The sequence below is a fragment of the Caldisericum insulae genome, from assembly GCF_047785965.1.
In the GTDB taxonomy this organism is placed as follows: Bacteria; Caldisericota; Caldisericia; order Caldisericales; family Caldisericaceae; genus Caldisericum; species Caldisericum exile_A.
In genome coordinates, this window is record NZ_JBLOBF010000008.1 from 1 (window position 1) to 20,325 (window position 20,325).

General features: G+C 33.8%; 21 protein-coding genes and 1 pseudogene. 11 read left to right on the top strand and 11 right to left on the bottom strand.

Features of this window, described 5'->3' with window-relative positions; genetic code table 11:
- Positions 1-483, top strand: a pseudogene (locus tag ACMV0E_RS05730) (glutamate--tRNA ligase); the annotation flags it as partial.
- Here the strand turns inward: ACMV0E_RS05730 and ACMV0E_RS05735 are convergent.
- Positions 461-1,165 (bottom strand): RsmE family RNA methyltransferase, encoded by a 705-nt coding sequence (locus tag ACMV0E_RS05735; RefSeq protein ID WP_416085424.1) that lies wholly within the window; start codon positions 1,163-1,165, stop codon positions 461-463. The pseudogene ACMV0E_RS05730 and the gene ACMV0E_RS05735 sit on opposite strands and share 23 nt — an antisense overlap.
- 43 nt (positions 1,166-1,208) lie before the next feature.
- Between ACMV0E_RS05735 and ACMV0E_RS05740 the strand changes: the two genes are divergently transcribed.
- Together ACMV0E_RS05740 and ACMV0E_RS05745 are read left to right on the top strand one after the other, a co-directional pair.
- A complete protein-coding gene (locus ACMV0E_RS05740; RefSeq protein WP_416085425.1) occupies positions 1,209-1,754 on the top strand; it encodes an HD domain-containing protein in 546 nt (181 codons plus the stop codon).
- Positions 1,751-3,052 (top strand): coenzyme F420-0:L-glutamate ligase, encoded by a 1,302-nt coding sequence (locus ACMV0E_RS05745; protein WP_416085426.1) that lies wholly within the window; start codon positions 1,751-1,753, stop codon positions 3,050-3,052. The genes ACMV0E_RS05740 and ACMV0E_RS05745 overlap by 4 nt, the downstream gene beginning before the upstream one ends.
- Positions 3,053-3,065: 13 nt before the next feature.
- Here the strand turns inward: ACMV0E_RS05745 and ACMV0E_RS05750 are convergent, their stop codons facing one another.
- From ACMV0E_RS05750 to ACMV0E_RS05770, 5 genes are all read right to left on the bottom strand, one after another.
- A complete protein-coding gene (locus tag ACMV0E_RS05750; RefSeq protein ID WP_416085427.1) occupies positions 3,066-4,343 on the bottom strand; it encodes a DUF5666 domain-containing protein in 1,278 nt (425 codons plus the stop codon).
- Entirely contained in the window at positions 4,330-4,839 is a 510-nt protein-coding gene (locus ACMV0E_RS05755) for an RNA polymerase sigma factor (RefSeq protein ID WP_416085428.1), read from the bottom strand. The genes ACMV0E_RS05750 and ACMV0E_RS05755 overlap by 14 nt, the downstream gene beginning before the upstream one ends.
- A gap of 89 nt (positions 4,840-4,928) precedes the next feature.
- Entirely contained in the window at positions 4,929-6,542 is a 1,614-nt protein-coding gene (gene groL, locus ACMV0E_RS05760; RefSeq protein ID WP_416085429.1) for a chaperonin GroEL, read from the bottom strand.
- 12 nt (positions 6,543-6,554) lie between these two features.
- Positions 6,555-6,845: a co-chaperone GroES gene (groES, locus tag ACMV0E_RS05765; RefSeq protein ID WP_416085430.1), complete on the bottom strand. Its 291-nt coding sequence runs from the start codon at positions 6,843-6,845 to the stop codon at positions 6,555-6,557.
- A gap of 141 nt (positions 6,846-6,986) precedes the next feature.
- A complete protein-coding gene (locus ACMV0E_RS05770; protein WP_416085431.1) occupies positions 6,987-7,190 on the bottom strand; it encodes a DUF3783 domain-containing protein in 204 nt (67 codons plus the stop codon).
- Between the two features lie 69 nt (positions 7,191-7,259).
- Between ACMV0E_RS05770 and tsaE the strand changes: the two genes are divergently transcribed.
- Genes tsaE through ACMV0E_RS05795 form a run of 5 tightly spaced genes read left to right on the top strand, consistent with a single transcriptional unit; the run spans position 7,260 to position 10,815 of the window.
- Entirely contained in the window at positions 7,260-7,724 is a 465-nt protein-coding gene (tsaE, locus tag ACMV0E_RS05775) for a tRNA (adenosine(37)-N6)-threonylcarbamoyltransferase complex ATPase subunit type 1 TsaE (protein WP_416085432.1), read from the top strand.
- Entirely contained in the window at positions 7,705-8,334 is a 630-nt protein-coding gene (gene tsaB, locus ACMV0E_RS05780) for a tRNA (adenosine(37)-N6)-threonylcarbamoyltransferase complex dimerization subunit type 1 TsaB (RefSeq protein WP_416085433.1), read from the top strand. The genes tsaE and tsaB overlap by 20 nt, the downstream gene beginning before the upstream one ends.
- Positions 8,331-8,798, top strand: coding sequence for a ribosomal protein S18-alanine N-acetyltransferase (rimI, locus tag ACMV0E_RS05785; protein WP_416085434.1), 468 nt, complete (start codon positions 8,331-8,333; stop codon positions 8,796-8,798). Before tsaB ends, rimI begins: the two co-directional genes overlap by 4 nt.
- On the top strand, positions 8,795-9,802 hold the full coding sequence (gene tsaD / locus ACMV0E_RS05790; RefSeq protein ID WP_416085435.1) for a tRNA (adenosine(37)-N6)-threonylcarbamoyltransferase complex transferase subunit TsaD: 1,008 nt from the start codon (positions 8,795-8,797) through the stop codon (positions 9,800-9,802). Before rimI ends, tsaD begins: the two co-directional genes overlap by 4 nt.
- Positions 9,799-10,815, top strand: a complete 1,017-nt coding sequence (locus tag ACMV0E_RS05795) for a zinc-dependent alcohol dehydrogenase family protein (protein ID WP_416085436.1) — start codon at positions 9,799-9,801, stop codon at positions 10,813-10,815. Before tsaD ends, ACMV0E_RS05795 begins: the two co-directional genes overlap by 4 nt.
- On the opposite strand, the gene murI is transcribed toward ACMV0E_RS05795, so the two are convergent.
- From murI to lspA, 5 genes are read right to left on the bottom strand one after another with little or no spacing between them, the layout of a single operon-like run.
- Positions 10,812-11,606, bottom strand: a complete 795-nt coding sequence (gene murI / locus ACMV0E_RS05800; RefSeq protein WP_416085437.1) for a glutamate racemase — start codon at positions 11,604-11,606, stop codon at positions 10,812-10,814. The two genes, ACMV0E_RS05795 and murI, sit on opposite strands and share 4 nt — an antisense overlap.
- Positions 11,599-14,073 carry an N-acetylmuramoyl-L-alanine amidase family protein gene (locus ACMV0E_RS05805; protein ID WP_416085438.1) on the bottom strand — a complete coding sequence of 825 codons (2,475 nt, stop codon included), beginning with the start codon at positions 14,071-14,073 and terminating at the stop codon, positions 11,599-11,601. The genes murI and ACMV0E_RS05805 overlap by 8 nt, the downstream gene beginning before the upstream one ends.
- Positions 14,073-14,507 (bottom strand): SsrA-binding protein, encoded by a 435-nt coding sequence (smpB, locus tag ACMV0E_RS05810; protein WP_416085439.1) that lies wholly within the window; start codon positions 14,505-14,507, stop codon positions 14,073-14,075. Before smpB ends, ACMV0E_RS05805 begins: the two co-directional genes overlap by 1 nt.
- Positions 14,489-15,403, bottom strand: coding sequence for an RluA family pseudouridine synthase (locus tag ACMV0E_RS05815; RefSeq protein WP_416085440.1), 915 nt, complete (start codon positions 15,401-15,403; stop codon positions 14,489-14,491). The genes smpB and ACMV0E_RS05815 overlap by 19 nt, the downstream gene beginning before the upstream one ends.
- A complete protein-coding gene (gene lspA / locus ACMV0E_RS05820; RefSeq protein ID WP_416085441.1) occupies positions 15,393-15,833 on the bottom strand; it encodes a signal peptidase II in 441 nt (146 codons plus the stop codon). Before lspA ends, ACMV0E_RS05815 begins: the two co-directional genes overlap by 11 nt.
- A 99-nt stretch (positions 15,834-15,932) precedes the next feature.
- Here lspA and ACMV0E_RS05825 point away from each other — a divergent pair, with 99 nt between their 5' ends.
- The 3 genes from ACMV0E_RS05825 to ACMV0E_RS05835 are packed head-to-tail and all read left to right on the top strand — an operon-like array spanning position 15,933 to position 20,321.
- Positions 15,933-16,352, top strand: a complete 420-nt coding sequence (locus ACMV0E_RS05825) for a PPC domain-containing DNA-binding protein (RefSeq protein WP_416085442.1) — start codon at positions 15,933-15,935, stop codon at positions 16,350-16,352.
- Positions 16,353-16,365: 13 nt separating this feature from the next.
- A complete protein-coding gene (locus tag ACMV0E_RS05830) occupies positions 16,366-19,002 on the top strand; it encodes a valine--tRNA ligase (RefSeq protein WP_416085443.1) in 2,637 nt (878 codons plus the stop codon).
- Positions 19,002-20,321, top strand: coding sequence for a bifunctional folylpolyglutamate synthase/dihydrofolate synthase (locus ACMV0E_RS05835; RefSeq protein WP_416085444.1), 1,320 nt, complete (start codon positions 19,002-19,004; stop codon positions 20,319-20,321). The genes ACMV0E_RS05830 and ACMV0E_RS05835 overlap by 1 nt, the downstream gene beginning before the upstream one ends.
- Positions 20,322-20,325: the final 4 nt, after the last annotated feature.

The following is a 20,325-nucleotide window of genomic DNA, read 5'->3' on the forward strand; positions in this document are numbered from 1 at the left end:
ATACTTGATAAAGATCTTAGAAGTCTCTGTGATGAAACGCTTCCTTATTTGAAAGAGGCATATAATGTTTCTGATTGCAGAGAGAGAACTCTTTTAATTATTGATGCGGTAAGGGGAAACATGAATTTTACAAAAGATGTTGTTCCTTTTTCTAAACCATTTTTTAAGAGAATGTTTGAATCTATTTCAGAAAATGATTTGAAAATACTTTTAGATCCAGAAGCTTTAAAAGCACTTGAATATGTGTTAAATAACATTGATAACTTGGAATTTGTTAAGGATGAAGTTGAAAATTTTCTTAATAGTTTGAAAGATATACTTCAAATTCTCGGCAAAAAGATATACCATCCTCTAAGAATCTCACTTTTCTATTCACGTAATGGACCAGAACTTACAAAAATATTTTTAATTCTTGGTAAGGACGAAGTAAAAGAACGACTTAAAGAATCTATTAACTTTATCAAGAAATCAATTCAAGGGTAACAAGGACCGCTACAGTCCCTGCAAATTGCGATCGAAAAACACCGCTTTTTAATGTAATTATTGGAATTGTGTTTTTTTTAAACATTTCTATTTCTCCTTCGCTAAATCCACCTTCAGGACCAACAAAAAATGCAATTGGTTTATTTAAGTTTGCAATGCTTGGGATATCTTTTAAGGAATATTTAGAGCCAAAATGAAGTACAAATGAATTCTCATGGAACATTTGAATCGCTCTATCAAGACTTTCTAGATATATAATCTCTGGTATGAAACAAATTTCGCTTTGTTCTGAAGTATTTAAGGCAATTTCCCTAAGCCTTTTGAGGTTTGTTTCTTTAAATGATTTAGCACTTCTCTCAGTATTGGTTACAAAGATTTTTGAAACTCTTGATGTTACGAGGAGTCTAATTGAGTCCTCTAATTCGCTTTTTTCAATAACACTTTGTATAATATTGAATTCTATTTCAGGTTTCTTATTTTTGGAAATTTCTTTTATTCTAAAAATTAAGGCGTCTTTTTCTTTTTCAATACATTCAGTTGTATAAATAAAATTGTCGTCAAAGAATTTAATTTTTTCTCCTTTTTTAATTCGAAGGACATTCTTTAAATGGTGCAGCAAATCATTAGTAATAATGATTTGATCTTTTTCAATTTTACTTTCTTTTAAATAGTAAATTGCCATTTTAATTTTCTAAAACTCCTAATGTATATTATAATATCTCCGTATGGAAAGAGAAAAAATTCGAGAACTTTTGAAAAGTAAGCTTAATGAAAATCTTTATAAACATTCTTTGGCAGTAGAATCGGTTATGCGGGAGATTGCAAAGCTATTTAACGAAGATGAAGAAAAATTTGGCATTGCGGGACTTGTTCACGATATAGATCTCGATACAACGAAGGACAAACCTCATCTTCATAGCATTGTTGGAAGCGAATATCTTAAGTCTCTGGGCTTTGACGAGGACATTGTTCTTGCTGTTAAAAAACATAATCCTATTCATGGTTTAAAGCGAGAAACCTTATTGGAGAAGGCCCTATATGCGGCAGATCCCTTGACTGGGCTTATTACTGCTTGTGCTTTAGTTAAAGGTAAGAAACTCGAAAATGTTGACGAAGAATTCGTGCTTAAGAGATTTAAGGAAAAGCGCTTTGCAGAGGGAGCAAATAGGGAACAGATAGAAAGTTGTAAGGAGTTTGGTTTATCTTTAGAACAATTCGTCGAACTTGGCTTAAAAGCTATGAAAGGTATAAATAAAGATCTTGGATTATGAGATATATTGATAGGATTAAAACATTTGATATTGACGATAGGATCAGAATACTTAAAAGCTATCTTACCGAGAACCCAAGAGATGGAATTGGTGCATACAGATATTTAAGTCATTTGTATGTTTTAAAAAATGATTATAAAGAAGCAGAAGAAATTCTAAAAAATGGAATCGAAAAAAACCCAGAGAATTTGTGGTTGCAACTTGAACTTGGTGATTTTTACTTTTTTACAGTGCAGGATGTTAAAAGAGCAGAAGAGGTCTATAAAGGCATTTTTTCACATTTTAAAGAGCCTCAAAAAAGTACTCTTTCACCTTATCGCTATGTTCTCAAAAGATTAACGACAATAGCTTATAACAACGGTAATGTCGATGAGGCAACTGAATTTTATAGATTATTCTATGAAATTGAACCTTCTGATTTTTATGCGTCAGATTTTATAAAATATGCAAGCTTACTTCTAAAAAATGGGAATTTTGAACTTGCAAAAAAAGTTGTAGAAGTCGGCATTAAAACACATCCTAAAAATAGAGAGTTAAAGGAATTCGCAAATCAATACTTAGGTTTTAATTACGATGTTTATAACAATTCACAAAAATCAACACAAAAATCAACTATAGAAAAGATTCCTGTAAAAACTCCCCTAATAAAAGAGGATGATAATCTTATAGAAATTATAAAGCAGTATGCCTTGCCTTACGCAAGAAATGGCGATATTATAACAATCTCTTCATGTGTTGCGGCAATTGCTGAAGGAAGAATATACCCTGTTGATTCTATCAAGGTAAGTAAACTTGCAAGATTTATCTCACGATTTGTAAATCAAGAAAGTATTCCTTTTGGTGGCGCTGCTCCTCTTGCAAATCCATATGCAATGCAAATAGCAATTGAAGAGGCCGGTGCTTTAAGAATTGTAATGGGATTTCTCTTAGGTGCTATTGGCAAGGTTTTTGGGCTTAATGGTGTATTTTATAAGGTTGCAGGAGAACAGTCAGCTCTAATTGATGATCCCCCTGCAGCAATTCCTCCCTACGATTATTACATTATACCAGGTCCTATTGATTCAAATAAGCTTGCAAAAAGGATAAGAGATGTAATTGGCTTTGAAGTTGCAATAGTTGATGCAAATGAACTTGGAAGAGCATGGGTTGTGGGTAAAACCGAAAATGTTAATAAAGAAAAATTAGAAAAGATATTAAGCGATAATCCAGCAGGAAACGAAGACGAAGGGACACCCATAGTAATTGTGAGAGGTGTAATTTTAAAAACCCCGGCTTCATCCGGGGTTTTAGTGAAATAATACTTATTTTTTGTTACGGTTTCTTGCTTTTGCCATTAGATTTTTCTAATTTATTAGAATTTGTGTTATCTTGTGCGTTTTCATTTTTATTAGAATCTTCTTTTGTTTGGATTATTATCTGAGTTGCCTTGTAGTTTGTTCCATCGTACCTTATATGAATTTGGACAGTTTGTCCTTCCTTTAATGCACTTATATCAACTCTTCCAAGTTCTCTTTGCTCGACTTTCGTAGTTTTATCTATTAAAACGGGATTTTCAAAATCCTTAAGAGTTATGGAGGAATCGCTTACACTTACAATAACCGTATTCAGTTCATATTCTTTTTCTGATTTTTGTTCTTTGTTTTGTTCTTTGTTTTGTTCAGTATTCTCTGTTGTCTTGTCGTTGTTTTCTTCGTTATTTTCCACTTGCTTTTTATCTTGCTTATTTTGTTTTATCTCCTTATTTGGAGTGGTTTTATATACGATAATATCTCTTGCAACAAGATTATCGCCATCTTTTACGGCATGTACCAAAATGGTATCACCTACTTTAAGGTCGTTTAAAGTTATCAGATTACCCAAATATTTTATGTTTGTGTTATCTTTAAGCGTTACTACTGTGTCGTTAACCGTTAAAATATTTCCGTTAATTTCTTTAATGGTGCCTTTTGCAACGACAATGAGTTCGTTCTCATTTTGTTCAGTTTCTGTTTCTTTTTCCTGATTTTGAGTGGGAGTAGTAACCCCCTCATTCTTATTTTGATTTTTGTTTGTATTTTGTTCAGTTTCATTTTGTGAAAGGCTTGCATTATTTGTTGTATTAGTGGTTGTATTTGAAGATACATTTCCACTTGTTAAATTTTTCTCGCTCAATGTAGTATTAAGGGTATCAAGAATCTTTCCCCACCCATAACCATCTTTACGTAATTCAATAACTTTATCGATGTCAATATTTTTATCATGCGAAAGTGCAGAAATAACAACAGCATCAGCAAAAGGAAGATTTGCTTTTGTTATCTTTTCTAAAACGCTTGGATCAATTTCAATTACTCCTTCAAAATTCTTTGCTGCACTTTCTATTCTAACGCTTTTAATGAGTTGTGGAAGAGTCCCAGATTTGCCGAACACAGGCGCAACAAATGATAATAAGAATGTGAAGATAATTGCAACTACAATTCCTAAGAAAACATTACGCCTCATAATTTCCCTCCTTTTTGCGTTTTTAATCTTATTCATAACTTTTTCCTTAATTTCTGGATTAGGTATAGTTTCTTCTAAAAAATTCAAAACATCTTTTTCAAATTTCTCCATTCTCAATCACCTCCCTAAGCTTATTTCTTGCTCTATGCAGTCTTACTCTTATGTTTTCTTCAGATTCGTTTAATAAAAATGAAATTTCTTTAGTGGAAAGATTATCCATATAGAAAAGTGTTATTATGCTTCTATCTTTTGAATCAAGCTGTTTCAGAGCATCTTCAACAATTTCTTTTACATCGTCTTTTCCGTCATTTGTTTCTCTATTAATGAATTTTGGGTTTGTTTTTTTACTATTTTTAAGTGCATAGTTTATTGCAATCCGCTTAATATAACCCATTATTGTGTCGCTACTGTCGAGTGTCTTTCTTTTTTCATAGATTTTAAGATATGTATTTTGCATAACATCCTCTGCGTCTTCTTTGGAAAGAGTTATCGCATAAGCAATCTTAAAAACATATTTATAAGTTAAATTGTATAACATTTCAAATGCCTCTAAATCTCCATTCTTTATTTTTGGAACAATTTCTTTCAATTTATCTTCCACATTCATAATATTCTTCACCTCGTGAAAATGTTACACATAACTCATAAAAAATAAAAGCCCTCCTTTTGGGAGGGCTAAATTCTTAAAATTTTATATTAGTATTCAGGATATTGAGGTGCTGGTGCTGGTTTTTCTTCCTTTGGAATTGTTGTCACGATTGCTTCGGTTGAAAGCAAAAGTCCTGCAATGCTTGCTGCATTTTGAAGTGCTGTTCTTACTACTTTAAACGGATCAATTACGCCTGCTTTGAACATATCTTCAAATTTACCAGTTTCAGCATTGAAACCGATGTTGTCTTTTGTTTCCATTACTTTGTTGAGAGCAATAATTCCGTTGTAGCCTGCGTTTTCAGCAATGAGTTTTAGTGGTTCTTGAAGTGCCTTTTTAACGATCATAATACCGGTTTTTTCGTCCCCTTCTGCTTCTAACTTATCAAGTGCAGGAATTGCCTTAACGAATGCAACTCCACCACCTGCAACGATACCTTCTGCAAGAGCTGCCTTTGTTGCTGCAACAGCATCTTCAACTCTGTGCTTTAGTTCCTTCATTGCTGTTTCAGTTGCGCCACCAACTTTAATAATAGCAACTCCACCGGAAAGTTTTGCAAGACGTTCCTGGAGTTTTTCTTTATCGTAACTTGAGGTTGTTCTTTGAATTTCTTCTTTAATCTGCTTAATTCTTGCCTGGATTTTTTCCTTGTCTCCCTTACCACCAATTATTGTTGTATTATCTTTGTCAACTTTAACTGCATCTGCTCTTCCGAGCATGTCAAGAGTGACACTTTCAAATTTAATTCCAAGATCTTCTGAGATGACTTGTCCGCCAGTTAGGATTGCAATATCTTCAAGCATTGCTTTTCTTCTGTCACCAAAACCAGGTGCCTTAACGGCAACGCAAGAGAATGTTCCTTTAATTTTGTTTAAAACAAGTGTTGCAAGAGCTTCACCTGTTACATCATCTGCAATAAGAAGGAATGGTCTTCCTGTTTGAACAATCCTTTCAAGAAGTGGTAAGAATTCCTGAATTGATGAAACCTTCTTGTCTGTAATTACGATGAAAGGATCTTTAAGTTCTGCCTCCATTCTTTCGGTGTCGGTTACAAAGTAAGGTGAAATATATCCTCTATCAAATTGCATTCCCTCAACAGTCTTTACCTCAAGACCAAGACCTTGGGATTCCTCAACAGTTATTACGCCTTCTCTGCCAACTTTATCTACTGCATCAGCAATGGCTTCTCCAACTTCTTTAATCTTTGATGAAACTGTTCCAACCTGTGCAATTTCTTCTTTTGTTGTAATCTCTTTCTTTAGCTTTTTCATTTCTTCAATAACTACTTCGACTGCTCTATCAATGCCCTTTTTGAGAAGTAAAGGATCAGCGCCTGCCGTTACATTCTTAATACCTTCATCGATGAGAATTTGTGCCAGAACAGTTGCAGTTGTAGTACCATCACCAGCTGCATCCTCAGTCTTGGATGCAACTTCTTTGACTAATTGAGCTCCAATGTTTTCATTTGGATCGGGTAAATCGATTTCCTTTGCAATTGAAACGCCATCGTCAGAAAGAATTGGGGATCCAAATTTTCTTTCAAGTGCAACATGTCTTCCTTTGGGACCTAATGTTACTTTTACGGTATTTGCTAATTTATCAACACCTGCTTGTATTGCCTTTCTTGCATCCATTCCAAAAATTATTTGTTTTGCATCCATAGTTTCACCTCCTTATTTAAGGATTGCAAGCACTTCTTTTTCTGATAGTATGAGATACTTTTCTTCATCCAATTTTATTTCGGTACCTGCATACTTTGAGAAAATAACAGTATCACCAACTTTTACTTCAAGGGGAACCTTTGTTCCATTGTCAAGAATTCTTCCAGAACCTACTGCAACAACTTTGCCTTTTTGAGGTTTTTCTTTTGCTGTGTCAGGCAATACAATGCCTGTTTTAGTTTTTTCTTCTTCCTCTTCGATTTTTACTACAATGTGGTCGTGAATGGGTATAATTTCTGCCATACAACCAACCTCCCTTCTTGTTTTTTTGTGAATTTTTAGCAAATTTATACTAAGTTTGCTAATTTATTATATAGAGTTTAGGATTTATGTCAAGAGGGAGGTCTAAATTGTTTAAAGGAGCAAAATGAGTTTTTAATTGAACTATCTTTTTTCTTTTTGTTTTTTAAAATATTCGTCTTCCTCTTCTAATTCTTTAAGCCAATCTTTTACTTTCCATTCCTTTACAGTATCGGTGAGTGTTGCAAAAATTAGATCTTCAGTATTTATAGCCTCTTTTACCTTTTGCATTATCTTTACAATCTCTTCGTTTGTAAAATTGCCTAATAAAATAAATTTCTTTCCCATGATCTACTCCAAATTTATTTTATTATATCAGAACTTTCAAAAAAATTAATTTTTTGGTATATTCATTATGTGAAAGAAAAAAGTTTTATCCTGAGAAGTGTGGAAGATACAATTTATATAGGTAGAAAACTTGGAGAGATACTTTTAAAAAATGCAAAAAATTATATTATAGGACTTGTTGGACCTCTTGGTGCAGGTAAAACAACACTTGTGAAGGGAATTTCTGAGGGACTTTTTGCAAAAGACTATGTTGAAAGTCCTACTTTTGTCTTTCTCAATATATATAGAGGCAATCTTCCTTTATATCACTACGATTTGTATAGGGTCAATAATCCAAAGGATTTTGATGATCTTGGAATTTTTGAGTTAGTTTCAAAACAGGGTATTCATGTTATTGAATGGGGAGACAAAATTGAAGGTTTGCTTGATTTTGATATGGAAATATACCTTACAATTTTGAGCGAAACTGAACGTACGTTATCAATGAAAGTTTTTAATATGGAGAGTGTTTTAGATGAATTATCTATTCCTTAGTCAGGCATTTTATCCAACGATTAGTTTGCTTGGGAACGATGAAAAAATTCTCTATTCTGTAATTCAGTATCCTAATGATGAAAGTCCAAACAATCTACTCTACATTACAAAAACAATGTTTGATATTTTAAAGTTTGAGAAACGTGATCTTACACATATTCTTGTTGTAAATGGCCCGGGAAGTTTTACGGGGACTCGAATTGGTGTTGTTGATGCGAAGATTCTTTCATTTGCACTTAATATCCCTTTGATTCCTGTAAATTCTTTAGAACTCATATCACGACACGTAGGAAATTTAAAAATAAAAGCAGTGCTTTCTGCTGGAAGAAATGAGTTTTTTGTTGCTGAATTCGAAAACGGTGCAAGGAGTTCACCTGATGAGATAAAAACAATTTCAGAACTTCAAAATCTTGAAAGTGATCTAATTGTTTCATTTGAAGACCTTTCTTATGCAAATTTAAAAAATTTTAAGAAAATATTTGTAGACCCTGAGGTTATTCATAGTCTTGCCCTTCTAAAAATTTCAAGAGGTGAACAAATCGGGGATCCTTTATCACTTAAACCTATTTATTTAAGAGCAGAAGATAAGCTTTTTAAGAAAATGCGATGATAAGCGAAATTGAAATAGTTAAAGCAAAAGCAAATGATTTTAAAAAAATAATTGAAATTGAAGAGTTATCCTACGAAGATCCGTGGCCCCGTGAAATATTTATGGTTGATTATCTATTTAATGCTTCGTCTGATTACTTTGTTGCTAAATTGCAAGGTAAGGTTGTTGGCTTTGTTGGTGTTTGGTATGAAGGTAAAAAACTTCACATTATTAATGTTGCAGTTCATCCCAATGAACGCGGAAAAGGGATTGGCACATCACTGCTTGTATTTGCCATAAATCTTGCAAAGGAACTCGGCCATGAAGTTGTATATCTTGAGGCAAGGAAATCTAATGTTTCTGCCCAAAGACTTTACAAAAAATTAGGCTTCATTGAAAAGGAAGAGTTAAAATCTTACTATCAAGATGGGGAAGATGGTATAAGAATGGAACTCACAGTATCTAAGGAGGATGAAGATAAATGATAACTCTTGGAATTGAGACTTCATGTGACGATACTGCTGTTTCTTTAATTGAGAATGACGGTAAAATTTTGAGTAATGTTTTGACTTCACAAGAAGTTTTTCATAAGGATTTTGGAGGTATTGTTCCTGAAATTGCGTCAAGAAAGCATGCAGAACTCATTGGGTATACGATAAAAGAGGCATTAAAACTTGCAAACACTTCTTTGAATGACATTGATTTAATATCTGTTACAAAAGGTCCTGGGCTTATTGGCTCACTTCTTGTAGGAGTTGAAGCTGCAAAATCTTTGAGTTTTGCTCTTGATAAACCTCTAATTGGGGTAAATCATCTTGAAGGGCATATATATTCATTATTTCTTGAAGGTGCACCGCTTTATCAAAAGAATGATGTTTTTCCATTGCTTGTTTTGATTGTTTCTGGAGGGCATACGGAGCTTGTGCTTATGGAAGATTTCTTAAGATATAAAGTACTTGGACGCACTCGCGACGATGCAGCAGGTGAAGCTATTGATAAGTTTGCGCGATTTTTGGGATATGGTTATCCTGGGGGTCCAATAATCGAAAAGTTGGGGCTTGAAGGCGATCCAAATAAATACGAATTTCCAAATTTAACTTTTAAAGGAAGTCCTTATGAATTTAGTTTTAGTGGTTTAAAGACCGCTGGTATTTATTTTATTCAAAATCATCCAGATGTTGTAGAAAACGATCTTTCAAGCCTTGCTGCAAGTTTTGAAAATGCCCTTGTAAGAATTCTTGTTGAGCGAACTCTACGTGCCGCAACTGACTTTAAAGTAAAAGGAATTGGGGTTGTAGGTGGAGTATCAGCAAATAAAAGGCTTCGGGAGACATTTGTAAAAATGTCGCCAATTGATGTCTATTTTCCTCAAAAGGCACTTTCCACAGATAATGCCGCAATGATTGCTCTTACAGGATATCTTCGTTATACGATGAAAGGCGAAATTTCTGATCTTAAACTTGATGCCATATCGAGGTTAGAGTTATGAAAATGAAAGCGATGTTTATTGAAAGGATTGGAAAATTAGAGGAAAATCCTCTTATTCTAAGAGAAGTTGATATACCAAAACCAACCGAGAACGAGGTCTTAATAAAAGTTTCTTATTGTGGTGTTTGCCACACAGAGATTGATGAAATTGAAGGAAGGAGAATGCCTAAAATTCCTGTTATTCCTGGTCATGAAGTTGTGGGATATGTTGTAGAAAAGGGAAATAAAGTTCAAAACCTTAAAATTGGTGATAGAGTTGGTGTTGCCTGGATAAAGCATGCCTGTGGGAAGTGTAGGTATTGTAAAAGTGGTGAAGAAAATCTCTGTAATGATTTTATTGCAACAGGTGCCGATGCTGATGGTGGTTATGCAGAATATATGGTTGTTGAAAGTGAGTTTGCATATAAGATTCCTGAAAACTTAAAGGATGAAACAACTGCGCCAATTTTGTGTGCAGGCGCAGTAGGATTTAGAGCCTACAAACTTTCTGAAATCAAAGATGGCGAAACAGTTGCGCTTTTTGGTTTTGGTGCATCAAATCATATCGTTTATAGGTATATAAGATATCTCAATCCCTCTTCAAAAATTGTGGTCTTTGTTAGAAAATTAGGTGATAATGCAACCAAATTAGCAGAAGAATTAGGAGCAGATTATATCTTTGAAACCTTTAGTGAGATTTCTATAACCTATGATAAGGCAATTGATACAACACCCGTAGGTGAGGTAATTCCTTACGCCCTGAAATATCTTAATAAAGGTGGTCATATCGTGGTGAACGCCATAAGAAAAGAAACTCCTATTAATGCCTTTGATTATACCTTAATTTGGGAAGAAAGGTCGGTAAAAAGTGTTGCAAATGTGACAAGAGATGATGTTATAAACGCCCTGAAACTTGCGTCGGTTATTCCCATTATTCCTAAAGTCACGATATTTCCTTTAGAAGATGCAAACAAGGCCCTTCTTTCGATAAAGCAAGGCAAAATTCAAGGTGCAGCAGTATTAAAAATTTCTTAAATGTCAATTTCGTAAACTTCTGAATCTTCAATACTCAAAAATAACGAAAGTTTTTCTTTAAAAGATTCCTTATCGTAAGTGGTATAGAAAATTGTTTTATGAGTTCCATTATTAAAGCCAATTTCATTTAAATGTTCTACTGTTTTTGTTGCAATATATTCTGCAGGATCAATTACTTCAACACTTTCGCCAACAACACTTTTTACCACCTTATAGAGGAAAGGAAAGTGAGTACATCCTAAAACAAGCGTGTCAATTTTGTTTTTTAGTGGTTCTTCTAATTTTTCTCTTGCAAGTGCACAGGCATAATCATTAAAACTTACTCCATCTTCAACAAGATTAACAAGTTCTTGAGAGCCGACCTCAAATACTTCAATTGACCCATCGAGTTTCTGGATCTCATTTTTGTAGGCATGTTTTTTTGCAGTAAGTGGAGTTGAAATAACGCCTACTTTCTTATTCTTGGTTGTTTTCACTGCATATTCTGAACCTGACTGTATCATACCAATGACTTCTACAGGATTGGCTAAAACTTTTAGTTCATCCATTGCAATGGATGATACTGTATTACATGCAACGATGATAAGTTTAACTTCTTTTGTGAGTAAAAATTTGGTTATGTTTCTTGCATATGTTTTAACTTCTTCTTCTGTTTTTGTGCCATAAGGAAAATGCCTCAAATCTCCTACATAGATAATATTTTCATTGGGAAGGACCCTTTTTAAACTTTTTACTACACTTAACCCACCAACACCTGAATCAAATATTCCGATTGGCTTTGTGTTAACCATTTAGATACCTCACGATACCATCAAAGAGTGCTTTAGCAACTCTATCAAGGAAGTTTGGATCTTTAAAAAGCGCCTCTTCTTTGGGGTTTGATATAAAACCTATTTCTGTAAGAATTGAAGGCATTGTAGTAACTTCTCTGCAAACATAAAGATAATCTTTTTTAATTCCTCTATCATAAGTGCCTAAGGCTTTTACAAGGGATTCTTGGATTGTTTGAGCCAAACGCTTAGATGAGTCATACCAATAGTAAGTTTCTGTGCCAGATGCATCACTGTTTACACTTGAGTTTAGATGTATTGAAATGAAAAGATCCCCACCAGATGCATTTGCAATATCTGTTCTTCCTTTAAGGGTGGGATTTTTTGGATCATCAACTGTTGTATGAGTTAATATTACCTTAGCACCTGCATTTTCTAATAGTCTTTTTAGTCTTAGTGCAATGTCAAGCACTATATATGCTTCTTTTGTTCCAGAGTATCCTATTGCTCCCACATCTAAGTATTGGCCAGAATAACTTCCATGCCCTGGATCTATAATAATAATTCTACTTGAAAGTAATTTTGAACTTTCGCTGGTTGCTTGTGTCAGTGTTAGCATATTATCTTTTGCAACATAAGAGACATTATCTAATTCTATGAATATTTGGGGAGGTGTTGTTGATACCCTCTTCAAACTTTTATAAGGTATATTTAAAGAATTTTCAGCATAGATTACAAGATAGTCTTTGTTATTTTCGCTAATTTTTTTTGCTTTGAATGGAAAACTAAACGTAAGTACCGTTGAGCTACTATCCTTCTTAAAGTCAATAAGAACTGGGTCTATAAAGATTTCATTATTTGTTTCTGTTACTGATACATTAAAGTACTTTGACAAATTCATTAAGGAAACAAAATTTTCACCATCAGCGTTAATTATTTCTTCTTTTGCTATCTTGATACTATTGCCAAAGAAATCTAAATTATATTCACTTATCTTTATATTGAAAAAGTTTAGAAAATCATCAAGGCTAATATAAAGCGTATTATCTAACTTTTTAATATTTGTGAATATTACACTTCCACCAATTTCAACTATTTTTTGATTGATCTTTGGAAGTTTAAAATGTATTAAATGAAGATTGTCTTTTACTTCAAATTGATACGGAATCTCCGCTAACAGATAGATTGTAATTGAAGCATTATTGTTATAACTTTGAATTGTGTATCTTGTAAATGGATAAATATTGAGATCAGTTTGATTTGATGTGTTGAGGAAATCAGTGTTGTTATATGTAAGCACCAGTCTTATTGGATCGCTTTGCATATTTATGTTTGGCTTTGTTAAGTTTTTACCGTTAACTTGAATGTCAATACCGTCTTCCGTAATTTGCCAGAGGACGCTTTCAATTATCCCTTTTTCCTTTTTTGCAAATACAATAGTATCGTTTCTAACCCAGGAGTATCTTCCCTCTAAGTTCACTTCAAACCATGTTTCTTTATCTTTGTTTAAACAAACGCCTACTATATTAAACGCAGTATTAATTGGAACAACCTGGATAACATTGTATGATGTTGATGGACCTTCTCTCAGATTTGTTGAATCATTTGTCTTCGCTTCACTTCCTATCATTGAAATATCTAATGCAACTCTACTTGCATCAAACTTAAAATAATCGCTTATAGCAAACCCAACTTTGTCATTGTATTTACATTGGAGCCATAGTTCACCGTTATGATTTTTTGCAAAACCTATTATTACAACTTCGTCACCTTTATTTATAAGAGTAATTTTTCCGTAGTCGGTAGAAGGACCTGTTCTTAAATTTACAAAATCTGTTGAAGTGGCGGTTATTGAAATGTTTTCTTGTGTATTACTGTTGTCTTGAGTATTTGATGTGCTGTTTTTTCCTGAGTTATTATTTTTGTTAGAAGAATCGTTCCCTTGATTATTTGGATTTGTTTCATCTATCTTCACTGTATACCAACTTGCCACAAAGTAAAAGTTGTCTCCGTCTTTAAATTTATACCAGATTTGAGAGTCGCTTCTTTTAATTATTCTTAATACATTTATTTTTGTTCCATAGTTGAGTCTTTTAATAAATTTAAATTCTGTGCCTGGACCAGATCTTACATTTAGATAGTCTGTGTTAACCTTTGCGATAATGTTCGAATTCTCCCCAGTAATTGTTATCCCTGTTTTATCGCACAGATAGCTTGCTATATATCCCGTTTTTCCTGAATTAAAGTCGTAAATTTTATACCAAAATCCCCCGTCTTTGTCTTTTCCAATTCCTACATTAAGGACAAATGTATCCTTATTAAGTTTAAAGAGGACAGGATTATACGTTCCAGGGGCGCTTCTTACATTAACTCCGTCAGTATTTATCGATAAAAACTCCTGTCTTACCTCCGAGAGAACACTTTGTGCTACAAAAAAGGTTGTGGATGTATAAAAAATGAGCAGTAAAATTGTTAAAATTTTTTTCATCAGTATTTCCTCATTTCTCTTTTTGCAATTTTCTCTTCTAATTTCTTTTTATCTCCGTGCAGTACTCTTTTTCTTACAAGCGCAATTGTTAATTTTATTCTATTATTTGAGGTATGCACATCGATTGGAAGTATTGTAAGTCCTCTTTCTTTTACTCTTGCGCTCCATCTTACAATTTCATTTTTATGCATAAGGAGCTTCCTTTTTCTTTTTTCGCTTATGCTTGTATGAACTGAGGGAGGAATTTGAACAAACATTTTGTATATATAAAATTCACCGTTTGATTCCTTAACATACGCTCCGTCAAGACTAACTTTTCCTTCCCTTATGGACTTTACTTCAAAGCCTTTCAATTCTATACCAACCTCAAGTTTATCAAGTATCTCGAAGTCTCTTAAAACCTTCTTATTTACTGCTATTGCTTTTTCTTCCATTTTTTTCTTAACTCCCAAAGTGTTTCTTTTAAATCTTCAGGTAGTTCTGAAGTGAATCTAAGCTCCTTATTAATTATAGGATGTTTGAATGAAATCTCATAAGAATGCAAAAATTGTCTTTCAAGGTCTATATTTTTGTCTTTTTTACCATAGAGAGTATCTCCGATAAGTGGGTGTCCAATATGCGCCATATGTACTCTGATTTGATGAGTTCTTCCCGTTTCAAGTTCAATTTGAAGAAGCGTATAAGGACCAATTGTTTCAAGCACTTTAAAATGGGTAATAGCCTCTTTTCCCATAATTGATACCCGCATTTTTGTTGTTCCTTGTTCCCTTTTAAGAGGTAAATTAATTGTACCAAAAGTCTCTTTAAAATTCCCTTTTACAAGACAAATGTATCTTCTTTTAATTTCGTGTCTCTTTAACATTTCACTTAATGTTCTGTGTGCTGTATCGGTTTTTGCAACAACCATAAGACCTGATGTATCTCTATCAAGTCTATGAACTATACCAGGCCGAATAACTCCACCAATTTGCGATAGGTCTTCTACATGGTATAGAAGCCTGTTTACAAGCGTATTAGTTGTTTTTCTGCCAACTGGGTGCACAGTGAGTCCTGCTTCCTTGTCAATTACAAGAAGGTATTCATCCTCGTAAACTATTTTTATTGGTTTATCTTCTTTCCCAACTTCAAGCTTTTCGGGTTTCTTTTCTTTTACAACAATTAAGTCGTTTGCCTTTATCTTATGCGATGGTTTTTCAATAACTTTACCATTTACAAGCACAAATCCTTCCTTTATCAATTTCTGTATATAGCTTCTGCTAAGATTTTTAAGTTTGTTTTCAATTATCTTATCAAGTCTACCTGTAGCGTCTGCAATAAACTTATTTTCCATATTTTAAATACGATATTATAAATATCGCAATGCCAATGTCAATTGAAGCATCTGCAATATTAAAAACCGGCCAATGCTTCAAAAACAAGAAATCAGTTACACTTCTAAAAATAATTCTATCAACAAGGTTTCCCAGGATACCTCCCATAATTAGCCCAAACCCAACTTCCTTATAGGGAATATTTATTATTCTCTCAACATATATTATGAGAATGGTGACGAAAAAACTCGAAACAATTAGGAATGGTGTAGCATTTTGGAACATCCCAAAGAGTGAACCCGAATTTGTAATGTGGGTAATAGAGAATATACCTCTTATTATTGGAATTTCTTTTCCGAGAGGAATTGTATTTCTTACAACAACTTTTGAAAGTTGGTCAATGACTAAAACAGCAACTGCAATAAGGTAAAAATATCTATCGCTTTTCACACCCAATTTTATATGAATTGTTCTCTTTTTAAAATACTCATTTTGTTTTTATTCCTGCTATATAGTATAATATAGCTTGTATAACAGAGGAGGTTTGATATGACGATAAAAGAAGGAAATAGTACAATTGCAATAAGAATGCATGATGGAGAGGACTTTATGAAGTCCTTAACAACTGCTTGCAAGAATTATAAAATTGAAAGTGCAGTCTTTACGGGAATTGGTATGTTTAGAAGTGTTGAAATCGGATACTGGAATGGACATGAGTATGTTAAGAAGGTATTTGATGGTCTTACAGAAATTGTATCCTTGCAAGGTAATATAAGTGTTACAGAAAGGGAAGGCGATCTTGTAATTCATGTGCATACTGCAATAGCACTTCATGATTATTCGGTTGTAGGTGGTCACCTTGTTAATGCAATTATGTATAATGGAGAAATTTTCATAGAAAGGCTTCACAATATAACACTTCTTAGAAGAGATGAACCCACAGGACTTAAAGGTTTAAATCCTGCATAAGGAGAAACAGGTTATGGAACTTGCAAAGGAATACAACCACAAAGATGTAGAAGATAAGATATACAAAATGTGGGAGGAAGGCCATTATTTTGATTCTGAAATTAGTCCCAAAAAAGAAAATTTTGTAATTGTTATGCCTCCCCCAAACGTAACAGGTAAACTTCATATAGGGCATGCCCTTAATTTCACACTACAGGATATCTTTATAAGATTCAATAGAATGTTTGGAAAAGAAACCCTTTGGCTTCCGGGCATCGATCATGCAGGTATTGCAACTCAGTCGGTTGTTGAAAGAGAGCTGCTTTCCAAAGGAATAAAGAAGGATGATCTTGGAAGAGAAAAATTCCTTGAAGAAGTCTGGAAATGGAAAGAAAAATATGGAAATACAATCATAGAGCAATCAAAAAAACTCGGCGTCTCAGCAGACTGGAGAAGACTTCGATTTACCCTTGATGAAAAGTATGCGAATGCCGTATTGGAGGCGTTTATTAGGTATTACAATGAAGGCTTACTCTATAGGGGAGAAAGAATAATTAACTGGTGTCCTCGATGCCACACAGCACTTTCAGATATAGAAGTTGAATACGAAGAGGAAAAAGGTAAACTCTATTACATAAAGTACCCTCTTGAAGAAAGTGACGATTATATAGTTGTTGCAACCACTCGCCCTGAAACAATGCTTGGGGATACGGCTGTTGCAGTTCATCCAAATGATGAAAGATACAAAAATCTAATTGGCAAGTATGTTATCCTTCCGCTTGTAGGGAGGAGAATCCCTATTGTTGCAGATGAGGCAGTTGATCCTCAATTTGGAACGGGTGCAGTAAAGGTAACACCATCACACTCTCCTGAAGATTTTGAAATTGCGAAAATACATAATCTTGGATTTTTAGATGTTATTAATGATGTTGCTCGAATGATTAATGTTCCAGAGCCATATCTTGGACTTACCACAACTGAAGCAAGAGAACGTGTTGTGGAGGATTTGAAAAATCAGGGGTATCTTGTGAAAGTGGAAGATTATGTGCACTCTGTTGGCCACTGTCAGAGGTGCCACACTGTGGTTGAGCCTCTTGTTTCAAAGCAATGGTTTCTATCAATGAAGTCTCTTGCAGAGGAAGCAAAAGAAGCGGTGGAATCTAAAAAGGTAAAAATTACACCAGAAAAATGGGTAAAAGTTTATTATGATTGGCTAAATAATATTAGAGACTGGTGCGTTTCAAGGCAACTATGGTGGGGACATAGAATTCCTGCGTATTACTGTGAAGATTGCGGTGAAGTGATTGTTTCGAAAGAGCCTGTGATGAAATGTCCTAAGTGTGGAAGCACTCGTATAAAACAGGATGAAGATGTTCTTGATACTTGGTTTTCATCTGCATTGTGGCCATTTGCAACTCTTGGCTGGCCGGAGAATACCCCTGAACTTAACTATTATTATCCGACAACGCTACTTATAACAGGTTATGATATTCTTTTCTTCTGGGTCGCAAGGATGATTTGGAGTGGCATGCATTTTATGAAAAAGGAGCCATTCTATACAGTAATGCTTCATGGTCTTGTTAGGGATGAAAAGGGTAGAAAGATGAGTAAGTCCCTTAAAAATATAGTGGATCCTTTGGATTTAATTGAAGAGTATGGGGCTGACGCATTACGCTTTACACTTGCCTCACTTACTACAGTTGGCGGGCAAGATATAAATCTTTCAAAAGAAAAGCTAAAGGCATCAAGGAATTTTGTTAATAAAATCTGGAACGCATCTCGTTTTGTCCTCATGAACCTTGAGGGATTCAATCCAAATGAAATTGACGAAGAAAATTTGGATTTAGAGTTTGAAGATAAATGGTTTTTAAGCAGGCTTAATAGACTTTTGAAGATGGAAATTGAATATCTTGGGAATTACGACCTTGGTGAAGCTGCAAGAAAACTTTACGAGTTTGTTTGGGGAGAATTCTGCGATTGGTATATAGAGCTCTCTAAAGTAAGATTATATGGAGATGACGAAAAGAAGAAAAAAACTGTTCAGTACATTTTGTGGAAATCACTTTCTACTATCTTAAAAATGCTTCATCCTTATATGCCATTTGCAACAGAAGAGATATATTCTTATGTTCCTTTTGTAGATAAGCCACTTATTAAATCAGAATTTCCTAAAATAAATGAAGCCTTTATCGACGATAAAATTGAAAAAGATGCTGATTTTGTTTTTGGAATTATAAGGGGTTTGCGAAGCCTTAAGGCAGAACTGGGATTACCTGTTGCAACCCCGCTTAATGCTTATTTCAATTCAATAGATGAAAATGAAATTAAACTAATAAAAGAGGAAAACGAAAAAATCCTGAAACTTGCGCATATAACTAGTCTGAAGTATGTTCAAAAGAAGCCCGAAAGAGTTTTAAAGACAGTTGTTCAGGGCACTACAGTCTATATGGAACTTCCTTTTGACTTTGACTTACAAAAGGAAAAGGATAGGTTTATCAAAAAACTTCAAGAGATAGATGCTGAGCTTAAATCCATAAACTCAAGACTTATGAACCCTGTATTCTTAGAAAAAGCAACCCCTGAGGTTATAAACAAGGATAAAGAAAGACAAAAGGAATTAGAGAAGACAAAGGCTGTTCTTTTAAGCCATATTGAAGATCTTGAGGTTTAGTGAGACTTTCAGAGTGTTTAGATGAAATCTTCGCTTTAGGTGGAAAAATAAATCAACCTGATAAATATGGGTTGGCAAACATTAAAAGGGTACTTTTAATGCTGGGTAACCCAGAGAACAAAGTACCCTATTTTCATATTACTGGGACAAAAGGGAAGGGGTCAACTTCAAATTACATTGCATCAATTTTAAGAGAACATGGCTATAAAACAGGACTTTATATATCTCCCTCTCTTATTTCAACTCTTGAAAGAATAAGTATTAACGGAAAGCTAATAACTCCGCTTGAATTTGTTAAATACTATGAAAGTTTAAAACCAATTTACAAAAATTTAAAAAACGACGAACTTCCTTCTACATTTGAAACCTTTACTATAATGGCTTTCTTGTATTTTCTTAGCAAGAACGTTGATTATGGAGTTTTGGAAGTAGGTTTAGGTGGAAGGCTTGATGCGACAAATGTTATTGAAAGATCTGTTGTATCTATTATCACAGATATAAGTTTTGATCATCAAAAGTATCTTGGAAATACATTAAAAGAAATTGCATTTGAGAAATCAAAAATAATTAAAAAAGGTTCTCCTGTTGTTTTCAATGTAAAAAGTGACGAAGCGAAAGCCGTTATTTTAGAAGAGGCCCAAAGGAACAATTCTCCATATTATGAGTTTGGTAAAGACTTTGACGTATCTAATATCAGAAAATTTGAGCATTATAGTGAATTTGATTTTATCTCGAAAAATCCAAAAGCAGTTTTTGAAGGAATTAAAATAAAAGGCATTGGTGATTATCAAATTATCGATGCGTCACTTGCGATTCAATCAATTCTTGTAAGTGGAATTAATTTCACTACAAACACAGTTAAAGAAGGACTTTTTAAGGCATTCTGGCCAGGACGTTTGGAAGTTGTTTCAAAAAATCCACTTGTAATCATTGACGGAGCACATAATGATGCCTCTTCTCAAGTTTTAAAGTGCTCTCTTAAACGGAGCTTTGATACTAAATTTGTAGTGCTTTTCTCGATGCTTTCTGATAAGGATATAAGAACTTTTCTTTCAAATATTCAAGAAATTACCTCATACCTGTTCATTACGACTACACCGAATTCTTATTCACGGGCAATGAATATCGAGATGCTTTACACTCTTGCAAGAGAACTCCTTCCAAAAAATCAAATTTTTATTGAAGAGGACCCAAGAAGAGCATATTTTAGAGCAAAGGAATTTGCTTCCAATAAACTTCCTCTTTTAGTAACTGGTTCATTGTATCTTGTTGGTTTTGTAAGAGTGCTTGAAAACATTTTTACTTTTTCAAGAAATTAATATA

Coding starts and splice junctions, on each gene's coding strand:
- ACMV0E_RS05735 (WP_416085424.1), bottom strand. CDS start 1,165: ATGGCAATTTACTATTTAAAAGAAAGTAAAATTGAAAAAGATCAAATC.
- murI (WP_416085437.1), bottom strand. CDS start 11,606: ATGGTTAACACAAAGCCAATCGGAATATTTGATTCAGGTGTTGGTGGG.
- ACMV0E_RS05795 (WP_416085436.1), top strand. CDS start 9,799: ATGAAAATGAAAGCGATGTTTATTGAAAGGATTGGAAAATTAGAGGAA.
- ACMV0E_RS05750 (WP_416085427.1), bottom strand. CDS start 4,343: ATGGAGAAATTTGAAAAAGATGTTTTGAATTTTTTAGAAGAAACTATA.
- rimI (WP_416085434.1), top strand. CDS start 8,331: ATGATAAGCGAAATTGAAATAGTTAAAGCAAAAGCAAATGATTTTAAA.
- smpB (WP_416085439.1), bottom strand. CDS start 14,507: ATGGAAGAAAAAGCAATAGCAGTAAATAAGAAGGTTTTAAGAGACTTC.
- tsaD (WP_416085435.1), top strand. CDS start 8,795: ATGATAACTCTTGGAATTGAGACTTCATGTGACGATACTGCTGTTTCT.
- ACMV0E_RS05825 (WP_416085442.1), top strand. CDS start 15,933: ATGACGATAAAAGAAGGAAATAGTACAATTGCAATAAGAATGCATGAT.
- ACMV0E_RS05755 (WP_416085428.1), bottom strand. CDS start 4,839: ATGAATGTGGAAGATAAATTGAAAGAAATTGTTCCAAAAATAAAGAAT.
- ACMV0E_RS05745 (WP_416085426.1), top strand. CDS start 1,751: ATGAGATATATTGATAGGATTAAAACATTTGATATTGACGATAGGATC.
- ACMV0E_RS05815 (WP_416085440.1), bottom strand. CDS start 15,403: ATGGAAAATAAGTTTATTGCAGACGCTACAGGTAGACTTGATAAGATA.
- tsaB (WP_416085433.1), top strand. CDS start 7,705: ATGAATTATCTATTCCTTAGTCAGGCATTTTATCCAACGATTAGTTTG.
- ACMV0E_RS05805 (WP_416085438.1), bottom strand. CDS start 14,073: ATGAAAAAAATTTTAACAATTTTACTGCTCATTTTTTATACATCCACA.
- ACMV0E_RS05770 (WP_416085431.1), bottom strand. CDS start 7,190: ATGGGAAAGAAATTTATTTTATTAGGCAATTTTACAAACGAAGAGATT.
- groES (WP_416085430.1), bottom strand. CDS start 6,845: ATGGCAGAAATTATACCCATTCACGACCACATTGTAGTAAAAATCGAA.
- groL (WP_416085429.1), bottom strand. CDS start 6,542: ATGGATGCAAAACAAATAATTTTTGGAATGGATGCAAGAAAGGCAATA.
- ACMV0E_RS05740 (WP_416085425.1), top strand. CDS start 1,209: ATGGAAAGAGAAAAAATTCGAGAACTTTTGAAAAGTAAGCTTAATGAA.
- ACMV0E_RS05830 (WP_416085443.1), top strand. CDS start 16,366: ATGGAACTTGCAAAGGAATACAACCACAAAGATGTAGAAGATAAGATA.